Here is a 14360-nt window from a genome sequence, read left to right on the forward strand (position 1 = left end):
TGTTGGTATTGCCCGGTGCGAGTGGAATGGAAGCGTGGCCCCGCTCGGATGGATGGTGGGGCATTCTACGCGAGTCGATTTACTTCAATTTGCCGTTTGTTTGGGTCTCGCGCGGCGTCTTGCCGGTCCAGCGCCGGTACGCATGACGGAAGCTGCGCGGCTCGCTGTAGCCGAGCCGCTCCGCGATCTCGGCGACCGTCAGCGCGTGATCGTCGAGCAACCGCACGGCTTCGTCGCGACGCACGTCGTCGAGCAGCGACTGGAACGTGATGCCGTCCTTGTCGAGCCGGCGGCGCAATGTGCGTTCGGTCAGGTGCAGTGCATCGGCGAGTGTGCCCACGCCGCGTGTGCCGCCGATCAGCGTTCTTCCGGATCCGTTGCGGCCGCATCTAGTCCCGCAACAGAAGCGGCGGCCGCGCGCCTGCGGATCTCGGAATCGAGGATCAACCGCCCGCGCAGCTTGCCTTTCATCCGCTTCACGTGCTTCGGCGCCTCGGTCATGTGCTCGACCATCAGCGCCCGGACGCGCTCGGCATCGCGCTCGCGCGCGGCCTGCAGGATCGCCTTGTGGATCGACACGTTCGCTTCGCCGAAGCGCTTGTGCTCGACGAGCGGCGTGTCGTTCCGGAACTCGATCAGCTGCCGGATCATCTCGTTGATCAGTTCGCAGCTGAAGCGCAGGAACGGATTCGGATTCGCGGCCGCGAGGATGTCGTGGAACGTCGTGTCCTCCTGCCGCTGACGCAGCATGTGGCCGCGATCGTGCACGCCCGACGCGCCGTCGCAGCACGCGATGTTCGCCTCCAGCGCCGCGAAGTCACGCTCGCTTAGATGCGGCACGGCGCCGGCGGCCAGTTCGGGTTCGAGCAGCTTGCGCACCGTATAGATGTCGTCGATCGTCACGTCCTTGAAGAACAGATAGTTCTGCAGCAGCTGAAGCGTGCGATCGAGCGGCACCTCGACGACCATCCCGCCGCCCGACGGCCCGGTCGTGACCTTGATGAGCCCCTGCACCTCGAGCGACTTCAGCGCCTCGCGGATCGTGCTCTTGCTCACCGCGTAGAGCTGCTGCAGCTCGGCCTCGCGCGGCAGGCGGTCACCCGGCTTCAGGTCCTTCTCGGTGATCAGCCGCTTGATCTCCTCGGCGACGAGGTCGGCCCGCTTCGGCTGCTTGATTTCGACCGCGAGGCCCGCCCTGGCTCGGTCCATGACCATCTTCACGACTCCTTTGTGTGGCTGCGCGCCGCGTCATCGTCGACGACCGGTGCCGGCGCGGGTACGGAATTTTGCCTGATTGACACCAATTTTGATCAACTCTAGCATCAGGTTCATTCTATTTATCATGATAAATAGGATCAACCGGCGGCGCGCATCCAGGAGTGGCGTGGGCACGGTTTGGCAGTCGGTCGTATCGCGTGTGTCCCCCCTCATGAGGAGCTCAACTTGAATCGCCGAGAACTGTTGAAACTGGCCGCGCTGTCGGCCGTGCCGGGCGCGCTCGGCAGCATGTCGTCCCGGGTCGCGTTCGCGCAGGGCTCGCCCATCCAGCTTGCCTGCCCGGTGCCGATGTCCGGCCCGTTCGCCGCCAACGGCAAGTACGCCGATCTCGGCATGCAGCTCGTCGTCAAGCAATACGGCAAGGTGCTCGGCGCGCCGCTCGCCTATACGGCGCTCGACACCGAGGGCAAGCCCGCGACCGCCGTGCGGCGCGTGCAGGAAATCGCGCAGCAGAAGGGCGTGCGCTTCTTCGCGGGCGGCATCCTGTCGTCCGAATCGCTGGCGATGGGCAAGGAAGTCCAGAAGGCGGACGGCGTGTTCATCACGACGGCCGGTGCGGACGAGATCACCGGCAAGGATTGCAACGCGGCGACGTTCCGCTGGTCGGTGCCGACGTTCGGCGCGATCGAGCAGACGGTGCGCCCGTTGATCCAGATGCTGCCGAAGGCGAAGCGCTGGTACACGATCACGCCGCAATACGTGTTCGGCGACGGCCTGCTGTCGGCCGCGAAGGCGGTCTTCAAGGAGAAGGGCATCGAGCACGTCGGCAACAGCTACCACTCGCTCGCCGAGAAGGAGTTCAGCGGCTATCTGACGAATGCGGCGGCCGCGCAGCCGGACGTGCTGCTGATCCTGAACTTCGGCTCGCAATCGTCGGACACGCTGCGCCAGGCCGTCAGCTTCGGGATGAAGCGCAACTGCACGATCCTGCTCGCATGGGCATCGGGTCTCGAGCAGTTCGAGGCGCTCGGGCCGGACATCTGCGACGGCGTGTATTTCGGCGCGCAGTACTGGCACGGCATCGATTCGCCGCTGAACCGCGATCTCGTGAAGCGCACGAACGCCGCGTTCAAGGCGAACCCGAACTACAGCCTCGCGGGTTCGTACATCTGCTCGAAGATCCTGATCGACGCGATGGTGAAGGCCGGCAGCGCCGATCCGAAGAAGGTCGTCGCGGCGATGGAAGGGATGAAGTACGACGGCCTCACGGGCCCGGAGGAAATCCGCAAGGGCGACCACCAGGTGCTGAAGAACTACTACCTGCTGAAGGGCAAGCCGAAGGGCCGGATGAAGAACGCGGACGACTATGCCGACATCGTCAGCTCCGGCCAGTCGTTCCTGCCGCTCGACAAGACGGGCTGCAAGCTCGCGTGACGCCGTGCATGCGTTCGCGGCGCATCGCGCGCCGCGGGCGTCCGTTATCTTTCTTTCCGACACGGAAGCCATGAACGTCTATCTGCTGCAGATCGTCAACGGCATCGGCGTGGGCATGCTGTATTTCCTGCTCGCGGTCGGCCTGTCGATCGTGTTCGGCCTGCTGCGCTTCGTGAATTTCGCTCACGGCGCGTTCTACCTGCTCGGGGCGTACCTCTGCTATCAGGCGCTGCAATGGTCGGCGAATTTCTGGGTCGCGCTCGCGCTCGTGCCGCTCGTCGTCGGCGCGTTCGCGTGGATCGTCGAGAAGCTGGTGCTGCGCCATGTGTACGCGCAGCAGCATGAATTCCACATCCTCGCGACGGTCGGGCTCGCGCTCGTGCTGCAGGAATGCGCGATCCTCGCGTGGGGGCCGCTCGGCGACAACGTGCCGCCGCCCGACGCGCTGAACGGCGTCGTGATCTGGGGCGGCTTCGTCTACCCGAAGTACCGGCTGTTCGTGATCGCGTTCACGGCCGTCCTCGCCGCGTTGCTGTGGTGGGTGCTCGAAGGCACGCGGCTCGGCAGTACGGTGCGTGCGGGCAGCGAGTCGACGGAGATGGTGTCGCTGCTCGGCATCAACGTGACCCGCGTGTTCAGCCTCGTGTTCGCGCTCGGCGCGGCGACGGCCGCGCTGGCCGGCGTACTCGCCGCACCGATCCGCGGCGTCGATCCGTTCATGGGCATCGAGGCGCTCGGCGTCGCGTTCGTCGTGGTCGTCGTCGGCGGGATGGGGAATTTTCTCGGCGCGCTCGTCGGCGGGCTGCTGGTCGGCATCGTGCAGAGCCTGATGAGCACGCTGTGGCCGGAAGGCGCGCGGCTGATGATCTATGTCGCGATGGCGGCCGTGCTGCTGCTGCGTCCGAATGGTTTGCTGGGGAGGGCCGCATGATCGATTCGTCGAAACCACTGCCGCCGGGCGCGGCGGCGTCGCAACGCCCGCAGCCGTGGCGCGGCGTGCTGCAGCGGCCGGAAGGTTGGCTCGCGGTGGTGGCCGCGTGCGTGTTGCCGCTCGTGCTGAGTTCGGGCTCGCTCGCGACCGAAGTGCTGGTGTTCGCGCTCGCCGCGCTCGGCTGCAACCTGTTGCTCGGCTACACGGGGCTGTTGTCGTTCGGGCAGGGCATCTTCTTCGGGCTCGGCAGCTACGCGGCCGGGCTGGTGCTGACGCGCGGTGTCGCATCGGTGAGCGTCGCACTGCTTGCGGCGGCGGTGCTCGGTGCCGTCGCGGCCGCACTCGTCGGCTGGTTCTCGATCCGGCAGCGCGGCACGTATTTCGTGATGCTGACGCTTGCATTCGGGCAGCTGTTCTATTTCCTCGCGTATACGACGCCGAACGTGACGGGCGGCGACAACGGGCTGCTCGACATCCCGCGCCCGGCGCTCGCCGCATTCGGGCATCCGCTCGTCTCGCTCGCGTCGCCGTGGCGCTACTACGGCTTCGTCGCGGTGCTGTTCGTCGCGGTGTTCTGGCTGCTGTTGCGCGTGTCGCGCTCGGTGTTCGGCCGCACGCTGCTCGCGATTCGCGACAACGAAGCGCGCGCGGCGGCGGCCGGCTACGACGTGAAGCGCTTCAAGCTCGCGGCGTTCGTGATCTCGGGCGCGGTCACGGGCCTGGCCGGGGCGCTGCACGCGCTGATGACGGGCATCGCGCCGCTGTCGAACATCGACTACCACACGAGCGAGATGATCCTCGTGATGACGGTGATCGGTGGCACGGGCAACCTGTTCGCGTCGGTGCTCGGCGCGGCGTTCTACGTGCTGTTCGCGGACTGGCTGTCGACGCTGTGGCCGCGCTGGCTGCTGCTGCTCGGCCTCGTGCTGATCGCGGTCAGCCTGTTCATGCAGCGCGGATTGTGGGGGCTGGGCGAACGCATCGTGGCGTCGCTGCGGCGTAGCGATCGCGCGGCGGCCACGGCCAAGGAGCGGCAATGAGCGAAGCGATTCTCGAAGCGCGCGGCATCGTCAAGCGCTACGGCAAGTTCACGGCGCTGGGCGGCGTCGATCTGCGCATCATGCCGCGCACCGTGCATTCGGTGATCGGCCCGAACGGCGCGGGCAAGACGACGCTGTTCCATACGCTGACCGGCACGCTGCCGATCACGTCGGGCTCGATCCTGTTCGACGGCCACGACGTGTCGCACGAACCCGATCACAAGCGCGTGCGGCGCGGCATCGCCTGCTCGTTCCAGGTCACGAGCCTGTTTCCGAACCTGAGCGTGCGCGAGAACCTGCGCGTCGCCGCGCAGGGCGTCGAATCGCGGCGGGCGCTGAATCCGTGGACGCCGCCGCGCGGTGCGCTCGCGCATGACGGCATCGTCGACGACGTCCTCGAGCGGCTCGGCCTGCAGCGCTTCGCCGATACCGCGGCCGGCGTGCTGTCGCACGGCCAGCAGCGCCGGCTCGAGGTCGGCATGGCGCTGGCGGCGCGGCCGCGCGCGATCTTCCTCGACGAGCCGACGTCGGGCATGGGGATCGACGATCTCGACGACATGAAGACGCTGATCCGCGGCCTGCGGGACGACTACACGGTCGTGCTGATCGAACACAACATGGGCATCGTGATGGACATCTCGGACACGATCACGGTGATGCAGCAGGGGCGCGTGCTGGTCGAAGGCAAGCCCGATGAGATTCGCGGCGACGCGCGCGTGCGCAGCGCGTATCTCGGCAACATGATCACCGGAGGCCGCGCATGATGCTCGACGTGAAGGATGTTCACGCCTGCTACGGCAAGAGCCACGTGCTGCAGGGCATTTCGCTGAACGTGAACGAAGGCGAGACGGTGACGCTGCTCGGCCGCAACGGCGCGGGCAAGTCGACGACGCTCAAGACGATCGCGGGCGTCGTCGCGCCGACCGGCGGCACGGTGACGTTCGCGGGCCGACCGGTGTCCGGGCAGCCCGCGCACCGGATCGCCGCGCGCGGCCTGTGCTTCGTGCCCGAGCATCGCGGGATCTTCCGGCTGCTGTCGGTCGAGGAAAACCTGCGGCTCGGCGCGCGTCGCGATTCGCCGTGGCAGCTCGACGATATCTACCGGATCTTTCCGCGCCTGAAGGAGCGCCGTCGCAACGGCGGCGCGCAGTTGTCGGGCGGCGAGCAGCAGATGCTCGCGATCGGCCGCGCGCTGATGAATCATCCGCGGCTGCTGATGCTCGACGAGCCGGTCGAGGGGCTTGCGCCGGTGATCGTCGAGGAAATCGTCGAGCAATTGAAGCGGATCAAGGCGGCCGGCGTCGCGATCCTGCTCGTCGAACAGAACCTCGAAGTGTGCACGCAGCTCGCCGATCGCCACTTCGTGATCGAGCAGGGCGTGATCGTCTACGAAGGCAGCAACGCGGCGTTCGCGGCCGATCACGACGTGAAGGACCGCTACCTGGGCGTCGGCGTCGCATGAGCCGTGCCCTTTCAATGCGAGGAATGGCAACGATGCAAGTACAGGATTCGACTCCGGGCGTCGCGGCGTCCGGCTTGCGCGTCGACGGCGCGCGGCTGTGGGACAGCCTGATGCGGCTCGCGCGGATCGGCGCGACCGACAAGGGCGGCGTGTGCCGCCTCGCGCTCACCGAACTCGATCGCGACGCGCGCGACCTGTTCGTCGCGTGGGCGCAGGACATCGGTTGCACGGTGCGCGTCGATGCGATCGGCAATATCTTTGCGCGGCGCGCGGGCGAACGGGACGACCTGCCGCCCGTGGCGACGGGCAGCCATATCGACACGCAACCGACGGGCGGCAAGTTCGACGGCAACTACGGCGTGCTGGCCGGCCTCGAGGTGCTGCGCACGCTCGACGACGCCGGCGTGCGCACGCGCGCGCCGCTCGAGGTGGCGGTCTGGACCAACGAGGAAGGGTCGCGCTTCGTCCCGGTGATGATGGGTTCCGGCGTGTTCGCGGGCGCGTTCACGCTCGACCATGCACTCGCGCAATGCGATCGCGACGGCGTGTCGGTGCGCGACGCGCTGGCCGCGATCGGCTATGCGGGCGACGCGGACGACGGGCATGGCGCGCATCCGGTCGGCGCGTATTTCGAAGCGCATATCGAGCAGGGGCCGGTGCTGGAAGCGCACGACACGACGATCGGCGTGGTCGAGGGCGCGCTTGGACAGCGCTGGTACGACGTGACCGTCCACGGGATGGAGGCGCATGCGGGCCCGACGCCGATGGAACTGCGGCGCGACGCGCTGCTGGTCGCGGCCGATCTCGTGCGCAAGGTGAACGAGATCGCGCGCGCGCATCCGCCGCATGGGCGCGGCACGGTCGGCTGGGTCGACGTGCATCCAAATTCGCGCAACGTCATTCCCGGCCGCGTGACGCTGACCGTCGACCTGCGCGCGGCCGACGACGCGACGCTGACGGCGATGGACGCTCAACTGCGTGCGGCATGCGCGGATCTGGGCGCGGCGGCCGGGATGCGGATCGACATCGAGCCGGTCGTGTACTTTCCGCCGCAGCCGTTCGATCCGGCGCTGGTCGAGCAGGTTCGCGCCGGCGCGCGTGCACTCGGGCTGTCGTCGATGAACGTGATCAGCGGTGCGGGTCACGACGCCGTGTATCTCGCGCGCGTCGCGCCGACCGCGATGATCTTCGTGCCGTGCAAGGACGGCATCAGCCACAACGAGATCGAGGACGCCGATCCGGTGCATCTGGAAGCCGGCTGCAACGTGCTGCTGCACGCGATGCTGGGCGCGGCCGGGATCGCGGAGGGCGCTGCGCGATGAAGATCCTGATTGCCCGGATGAACCATGAGACCAACACGTTCTCGCCGGTGCCGACGCCGCTCGCCGCGTTCGGCCGTCACGGCCCCGACTGGGGCGACGACGCGTATCGCGCGCATCGCGGCATGCGCACCGCGATGGCTGCGTTCATCGACGCGGCGGAGCGCGAAGGCGCGGACATCGTGACGCCCGTGTCGGCGGCCGCGAACCCGAGCGGGCCGGTCGCGGCCGACGCGTATGCGGCGATCTGCGACGCGATCGTTGCCGCCGCGCCCGGCTGCGATGCGGTGATGCTCGACCTGCACGGCGCGATGGTCGCCGAGCAGAGCGCGGACGGCGAGGGCGATCTGCTCGCGCGCGTGCGTGCGGCGCTGCCCGATGCGCCGATCGCGGTCGCGCTCGACCTGCACGCGAACGTCACGCAGAAGATGGTCGATCACGCGGACGTGATCGTCAGTTTCAAGACCTATCCGCACGTCGACATGTACGAGACCGGCGAGCATGCGGCGCGCGTGTTGCTCGACCGGATTCACGGCCGCGCGCGGCCCGTGCTCGCATGGCGGCAGCCGCCGCTGATGACGTCGACGCTGCGCAGCGCGAGTGCCGAAGGCGCGATGCGGCGCGCGGTGGAGGCCGCGAGGGCGGCCGAGGCGGACGGCATGCTCGCGGTGTCGATCCTGCCCGGCTTCTCGCTCGCGGATATCCCCGCGCCGTGCATCAGCGTGGTCGTGGTGGCCGACGGCGACCGCGCTGCGGCTGACGCAGTGGCCGAGCGCATCGCACGGCAGATCTGGGACGCGCGCGACGCATTCGTCTATCGCAGCGCGCCGCTCGCGGAATCGGTCGCGCAGGCCGCGGCGCTCGCCGACGGCGCGGACCGCCCGGTGCTGATGCTCGACCACGGCGACAACTGCATGTCGGGCGGCCCGTGCGACACGATGGACCTGCTCGAAGCCGCGCTCGCGCACGGGCTCGACGGAATCGTCAGCGGGCCGTTGTGCGACCCCGAAGCCGTCGCGGCGCTGATCGACGCAGGCGTCGGCGCGACCGTCACGGTGCCGGTCGGCAACCGGTTGCCGTCGCACGGCGGCGTGCGGCGCGAACCGTTTCGCGCGACCGGCATCGTGCGCGCGATCACCGACGGCGAATACGTGATTACCGGGCCGACGTATACCGGGCAGCGTGCGTACATGGGTCGCGCGGCCGTGCTCGATATCGGCACGGCCACGCTCGTCGTCACCGAGCGCACGCAGGAGCCGTGGGATCTCGGCGTGTTCGAGAGCGTCGGCGTCGATCCGCGCCGCGCGCGCTTCCTGCTGCTGAAGTCGCGGATGTATTGCCGCCCGGTGTTCGTGCCGATTTCGTCCGCGCTGGTCGAATGCGACAGCCGCGGCGTGACCGGTTCGGACTACGGGTTGTTTCGCTACGAGCGGCTCGCGCGGCCGGTGTATCCGCTCGACGACATCGTCGAGTGGTCGTCGGGCACGCGACGCACGGATTGACGGAACCGAACCGGGTGCGAGACGCCGGGCGCGCGCGCTTTCGGGCATCATGCGATGGCGCCGGCCCGTCGGGCAGCAGGGCCGGGCAATCCATTGCGTCCGCAACCGATCCGGAGAACCGACCGCCATGCATTCGAATCCCTTCCGCCTGCGCAGCGCGCGCCTGCTCGCCGCGCTGACCCTCGCCACGACGGCCGTTGCCGTGCACGCCGCCGACTGGATCGTGTCCGGCAACGACGGCAAGTATCAACGCGTCGAGGGCCGCGACACCTATCTGCCTACCCCGCCCGCCGACACGCTGACGCTGCTCGACGCCAGCACGTTCCCGCCGAAGGTTGCTTTGCAGGTCGACGTCGAGAACGGCATCCAGGGGCCGCCGCAGGCCGTCGCGATCACGCCCGACGCGAAGCTCGCGCTGGTCGGCGCGCCGACGCGCTACGACACGGCCGCGAAGCAGCTCCTGTTCGACACGTTCCTGCAGGTCGTGAATCTCGATACCGCGCCGCCCGCGATCACGCGCGTCGAGCTGGGCACGCATCCGCAAGGGATCGCGATCGACCGCTCGGGCCGGCTCGCGCTCGTCGCCAACGTCGACGGCAGCGTGTCGATCCTGCGCATCGACGGCACGCAGGTGACGCTCGACGGCAACCTGAAAATCGGCAAGAAGCGGCTGGCCGGGATCAGCTTCACGCACGACGGCAAGCACGCGCTCGTGTCGCTGCGCGACGAACAGGGCATCGCGGTGCTGAACGTCGACGACGGCAAGGTGACCGACAGCGGCACGCGGCTGAGTACGGGCGTCGCGCCTTACACGATCGACGTGTCGAGCGACAACCGCTGGGCCGTCGTCAGCAACGTCGGGCTCGCCGGGCTGCCGGGCTATACCGGCACGCTCGCGGGCGACGCCGATTCGGTCGCGCTGATCGACGTGTCGCGCGTGCCGTTCCGCACGGTTCAGTATTTGACGGTGCCGTCGCTGCCGGAAGGCGTCGCGATTTCGCCGAACGGGAAGTGGATCGCCGTGCAGGCAATGGACGGCTCGAACCTGACGGCCGACAACCCGGGCCGCCACAAGATCGGCAAGGTGCTGCTGTTCGAGATCCGCGACGGACAGGCGGTGAAGGTGAACGAGGTGCCGGGCGGCGAAGCCGCGCAGGGCATCGCGTTTACCGCCGACAGCCGGCACGTGATCGTGCAGTTCAACGTCGAACGGCAGCTTGCGCTGTATGCGGTCGATGGCGGCAAGCTGCGCGATACGGGCAAGCGGATCGCGCTGACGGGCGGGCCGTCTTCGTTGAGGACGTTGCCGCGCTGACGGCTTGGTTCGCGGCTCGTGGCGACGCAACGTATGCGGGCCGTTCGGCCGTGAGCGGCGCGCGTCCCTTCAACTGATGAAGGGGCGGGCGAATCGGCGGCGCGCACGCGAGGATGCGTGCGGAAAGCAGCGCGCGGTACGGCCGCACCGGGTCGCACGACCGCGGTTACGGACGCAGCAGATCGAACCCGCCGAATACCACGACACCGCTGAGCGCGATCATTGCGACGGAGTGCTGGCCGAAGTAAAGAATCGCGGCGGCGAGCCACGTCGTGATGCAGAAGGCGCCGATGCGGGCCATCGTGTGTTCCTCGAAATGCGTAATGAAGTGAATGCGTGCCGCACGGCGTTCGCCGCTCGGGCGGTGAGCGCCGTGCGGTACGCGTGCAAGCGGACGGAAAAGGCGACTCGGGAAGCTGCGAGGGCGTCGGCGGCATACGTTGTATGCCGTGCCCCGAAAGTCCGGGAGTCGGAGCCGGCGGCATCGCGCGGTCGGGCCTGAACGAGGCGTCCGACGTGCGCATCCGGCCGGCGAGCGGCGATTTTACCAGTGCCGTCATGCCGCCAATCTGGCCCTTTCGCGATCAATTGCGATCATCAACGGACAATCCACCCGACCCCGATATTCAAGTTTCGTGTGATGAATGCCGTAAACGGACTGGAAGGCGATTCCCGCCCTGTCACTTCGCTTACCGACACACGGACCGACACGATGCAGATCGATTTCTCCACGACCGCGCGATCCCCGCTCGTTGACAGCGGCGTGGCCGCGAACCCGCCGGCCGCGACGTCGTCCACTGGCGGCGCGACGGATGCCGCGAGCACGACGGGCACAACTGGCACAACGGGCGCCACCGTCGTGACTGGCACGTCGAGCAACCCCGGCACGAAGGATTCGACCGGCGCCACCGGCGCAACGCCCGGCGCATCGAGCGCATCGCCGGAAGACCCGGCGGTCGCCCAGTTGAAGGCGTTGATCGAGCGATTGCAGAAACAGCTCGCGACCTTGGAGCGGCAGATGGCCGCCGCAGCCCAGCGCGCCAAGGACGACCCGGCCGCGGCCGTCGAGCAGCAGTCGCTGAACGCGGAAGCCAGCGCGATTTCGGGCGCGCTCGCGACGGCGATCTCGCAACTTGCCGCGGCGCTCGAGAAATCCGGCGGGTCGCAGTCGGGCGGGCTGGTGTCGACGCAGGCCTGAGCGGCCACGGCGGCGTCGGCCGCACGCATTACAATCGTCAGTTCGTCTCCCTCTCAAGGACGGCTGAACGATGAATGCGGAACTCGACGACGACGAACTCGTTCGCTTCGACGCGCACGGCGGCACGCCGCTGCCGGCAGCCGATGCCGAAGGATGGCTCGACCACGACGGCGCGCGCATCTGGCACGCGTCGTTCGGCCAGGGGCCGGCGGTCGTGCTGCTGCACGGCGGCCTCGGCCATGGCGGCAACTGGGGCAACCAGGTGCCGGCGCTGCTCGCGGCCGGCTACCGCGCGATCGTGATCGACAGCCGCGGCCACGGCCGCAGCACGCGCGACGACCGACCCTATTCGTACGAACGCATGGCATCGGACGTGCTGGCCGTCCTCGATGCGCTGCACGTCGACCGTGCACGCTTCGTCGGCTGGAGCGACGGCGCATGCATCGCGCTCGTGCTGGCCGCCCGCGCACCGGAACGCGCGGCCGGCGTGTTTTTCTTCGCCTGCAACATGGACCCGGGCGGCACGAAGGAAATGGTGCCGAGCCCGCTGATCGACCGCTGTTTCGCGCGGCATCGGAAGGACTATGCGCGACTGTCCGCGACCTCGGACCGGTTCGACGCGTTCGTCGCGGCCGTCAGCGAAATGATGCGCACGCAACCGAATTACACCGCGCAGGATCTCGCGGCGATCGCCGTGCCGGTTGCGATCGTGCAGGGCGAGCACGACGAATTCATCCGGCCCGAGCATGCGGCGTACCTCGCGCGGACGATCCCGGGCGCGACGCTGACGATCCTGCCCGGCGTGAGCCATTTCGCGCCGCTGCAGCGGCCTGCGCGGTTCAACGCGGCGATGCTGGCGTTTCTCGACCGGCTGCCACGGTGATACGCGGGCAGGACGCACGGCCTGCCCGCGAGCGGGCGCGTGCGTCGGCCCGCGTTCAGACCATCGCGTTGTCGGCGCCGGGAATCTCGTGCGCCTTGATCTGCTTGCGCTGCAGCTTGTAGCGCAGCTTCCCGAGCATGCCGTCCTCGTGGCTGACACGCGTGATGGTGCGCACGTACTCGTCGTCCGGCGCGATGGCCTGCGCCCCCATGATCCAGCGCACGCTCTCGCGATAGTCGTACAGCGACTTGTCGTTGACGTCGGCAAGGAAGAACGACAGTGCGGCCATTGCGGCCGGGTGGCCGCCTTCGGCATGCCGGCGCAGTGCGTCGACGTAGCGATGGCGCGACGGATAGTCGTCGATGTCGCCGATGAACATCAGCATGCACTTGAGGCCATCGGTATGCCCCATCTCGTGCGCCTTGCGCGCGGCCTCGACGGCCTCGACCTGCATGCGCGCGCGTTCGGCCCGGTCCGTGCTGGTCTGCCCGATGTGGTAGTACGTATAGCCGAGCCGATACGCGGCCATGTTGCCGCCGGCTTCCATCGACTCGCGGAAGTAGTGGGCGGCGCGGTACGGGTCTGCCTCGACATGCGTGCCGTCCTTGTAGAAGCAACCGAGCAGGTAATCGCACGAATCGCCGCCTGCCTCGTAGCCAAGTTTGCAGACGGCGACGGCATCGGCAGGGCGCCGGTTTTCGTACTCCAGCGCGGTGGCGACCTGGTTCCATGCGAGCGAGCCGGGCTCGTTTACGCGTGCCGCTTCGAGCCATGCATCGCCGCGCGCGTCGTCCTGGGCGAAACCGAACGTGCCGGTACGATGTCCGTAGCCGCGCAGGATCATTGCCGCCGTGCACGCGCGAGCGTCCGATGCACGTTCGATCGCGCGGGTCAGCCAGTCGCCATGCGGATCGAGACTGAGCGCCAGTCGCACGCCGATCGCCATCTTCTGGTCGTTGTCGATCGGCTGGTCGCGTTCCGCTTCCTGCAGGCGGGCGTACGCTTTTTCGTAGTCCTCGCGCATGTAATGGCTGTGCGCGAGCCAGCTCAGCGTTTCCCAACGGTGATACGGATGTAGCGCGGCGTTCGCGCGCGCGAGCGTCACGGTGATCGCGTGGCGCGCATCGTCGTCGTCGTCATCCGCATCGAGCGTATTGCCGGCGTAGTCGTCGCGCCAGATTTCGTGCAGCAGCCGGTCCTTCTCCACCGCATCGAGGTGCGCGCACGCGTCGGACGCGACGAACGCGCGGATGTGGTCGTGCGAGCCGCCCCAGCGCGGCTGCATGTACCAGATGAACGTGCGCATCGGGAAGAACAGCTTCGGGTGGATGTGCAGCGTCGCTTCCATCCAGTACCACTTCTCCTTGCGCAGCTTCTTGCCCTGGACCGGGCCGGGCAGCGCGTCCGGAAATTCCGGCGGGCAGGCGACCGGCACGTCGGGGTTCAGTCCCGAACGCGCGAACATGTGCTGCAGTTCGGTGCGCGTGGCTTCGTCGTCGGCGCCGGCGTTCAACTGCAGTTCGGTGACGGGCCAGCGGCGCTCGCGCACGAGCTGCGCGAGCCACTCGGGTTCGCCGAACGATGACACGCTCGTGAAGATCACCATCGGCGCGCTCCACAACGTCGGCGCGAGCACCAGCGCGCGCAGCGCGGCGACGAGCGTCAGCGTCGCGCACGCATGCGCGCCGATCCAGCCGGCTTCGGTCACCGTTTCGGCCCAGCCGCTGCCGCGGTATTCGTAGGCCCAGTGGTGCCAGTAATGCGCTTCGCAAAGCCACGCGTGCGCGGAGCGCGGGTTCGCGGCCTGCCATGCGCGCAGACGCGCGAGGCCGTCGGCGCCGGCGTCGATACACGGCTGCACGTCGGCCGGCAGCGCGTCGACGTACCGCGCCTCGGCGGTGCGATCGGCGAAGCTGGCGGCGAGTGCGGCATCGAGTTGCGCGTCGAGCGCGGCATAGTCGCCGGCGCGCAGCAGCGCGTCGACGTCGCAAATGGACCAGCGGGACGTCGCGGGCGGAATCAGGTCGGCGCAAGCGGAGGACATGTCGGTATCGGCGG

The 14360-nt window shown here is 68.3% G+C and carries 13 protein-coding genes and 1 pseudogene; 10 read left to right on the forward strand and 4 right to left on the reverse strand.

What is annotated here, in order from left to right:
- Positions 1–79: 79 nt before the first annotated feature.
- Together HWX55_RS13110 and HWX55_RS13115 are read right to left on the reverse strand one after the other, a co-directional pair.
- Positions 80–334 (reverse strand): annotated as a pseudogene (locus HWX55_RS13110) (helix-turn-helix transcriptional regulator); the annotation flags it as partial.
- A 23-nt stretch (positions 335–357) separates the two neighbouring features.
- Positions 358–1215 carry an FCD domain-containing protein gene (locus HWX55_RS13115; protein ID WP_175975955.1) on the reverse strand — a complete coding sequence of 286 codons (858 nt, stop codon included), beginning with the start codon at positions 1213–1215 and terminating at the stop codon, positions 358–360.
- A gap of 228 nt (positions 1216–1443) precedes the next feature.
- Here HWX55_RS13115 and HWX55_RS13120 point away from each other — a divergent pair, with 228 nt between their 5' ends.
- From HWX55_RS13120 to HWX55_RS13155, 8 genes are all read left to right on the forward strand, one after another.
- Positions 1444–2652: an ABC transporter substrate-binding protein gene (locus tag HWX55_RS13120; protein WP_175975956.1), complete on the forward strand. Its 1209-nt coding sequence runs from the start codon at positions 1444–1446 to the stop codon at positions 2650–2652.
- A gap of 70 nt (positions 2653–2722) precedes the next feature.
- Entirely contained in the window at positions 2723–3583 is an 861-nt protein-coding gene (locus HWX55_RS13125; RefSeq protein WP_050013636.1) for a branched-chain amino acid ABC transporter permease, read from the forward strand.
- Positions 3580–4623: a branched-chain amino acid ABC transporter permease gene (locus tag HWX55_RS13130; protein WP_175975957.1), complete on the forward strand. Its 1044-nt coding sequence runs from the start codon at positions 3580–3582 to the stop codon at positions 4621–4623. Before HWX55_RS13125 ends, HWX55_RS13130 begins: the two co-directional genes overlap by 4 nt.
- Complete coding sequence (locus HWX55_RS13135; protein WP_175975958.1) at positions 4620–5387, forward strand: ABC transporter ATP-binding protein; 768 nt, start codon at positions 4620–4622, stop codon at positions 5385–5387. Before HWX55_RS13130 ends, HWX55_RS13135 begins: the two co-directional genes overlap by 4 nt.
- Positions 5384–6085, forward strand: a complete 702-nt coding sequence (locus HWX55_RS13140; RefSeq protein WP_175975959.1) for an ABC transporter ATP-binding protein — start codon at positions 5384–5386, stop codon at positions 6083–6085. Before HWX55_RS13135 ends, HWX55_RS13140 begins: the two co-directional genes overlap by 4 nt.
- A gap of 32 nt (positions 6086–6117) precedes the next feature.
- Complete coding sequence (locus HWX55_RS13145) at positions 6118–7407, forward strand: Zn-dependent hydrolase (protein WP_175975960.1); 1290 nt, start codon at positions 6118–6120, stop codon at positions 7405–7407.
- Complete coding sequence (locus tag HWX55_RS13150; RefSeq protein ID WP_175975961.1) at positions 7404–8906, forward strand: M81 family metallopeptidase; 1503 nt, start codon at positions 7404–7406, stop codon at positions 8904–8906. Before HWX55_RS13145 ends, HWX55_RS13150 begins: the two co-directional genes overlap by 4 nt.
- Before the next feature lie 127 nt (positions 8907–9033).
- On the forward strand, positions 9034–10221 hold the full coding sequence (locus HWX55_RS13155) for a beta-propeller fold lactonase family protein (RefSeq protein ID WP_175975962.1): 1188 nt from the start codon (positions 9034–9036) through the stop codon (positions 10219–10221).
- 166 nt (positions 10222–10387) lie between these two features.
- Here HWX55_RS13155 and HWX55_RS36330 read toward each other — a convergent pair whose 3' ends face one another.
- Positions 10388–10522, reverse strand: a complete 135-nt coding sequence (locus tag HWX55_RS36330) for a hypothetical protein (RefSeq protein ID WP_006405345.1) — start codon at positions 10520–10522, stop codon at positions 10388–10390.
- A gap of 411 nt (positions 10523–10933) precedes the next feature.
- Here HWX55_RS36330 and HWX55_RS13160 point away from each other — a divergent pair, with 411 nt between their 5' ends.
- Positions 10934–11419: a hypothetical protein gene (locus tag HWX55_RS13160; RefSeq protein WP_175975963.1), complete on the forward strand. Its 486-nt coding sequence runs from the start codon at positions 10934–10936 to the stop codon at positions 11417–11419.
- A 70-nt stretch (positions 11420–11489) separates the two neighbouring features.
- A complete protein-coding gene (locus HWX55_RS13165; RefSeq protein ID WP_175975964.1) occupies positions 11490–12302 on the forward strand; it encodes an alpha/beta hydrolase in 813 nt (270 codons plus the stop codon).
- 55 nt (positions 12303–12357) lie between these two features.
- Here the strand turns inward: HWX55_RS13165 and HWX55_RS13170 are convergent, their stop codons facing one another.
- On the reverse strand, positions 12358–14346 hold the full coding sequence (locus HWX55_RS13170) for a DUF4034 domain-containing protein (protein WP_244140555.1): 1989 nt from the start codon (positions 14344–14346) through the stop codon (positions 12358–12360).
- Between the last annotated feature and the right edge of the window lie 14 nt (positions 14347–14360).

This window comes from Burkholderia sp. BCC1047 (assembly GCF_902833155.1).
Classification (GTDB): domain Bacteria; phylum Pseudomonadota; class Gammaproteobacteria; order Burkholderiales; family Burkholderiaceae; genus Burkholderia; species Burkholderia sola.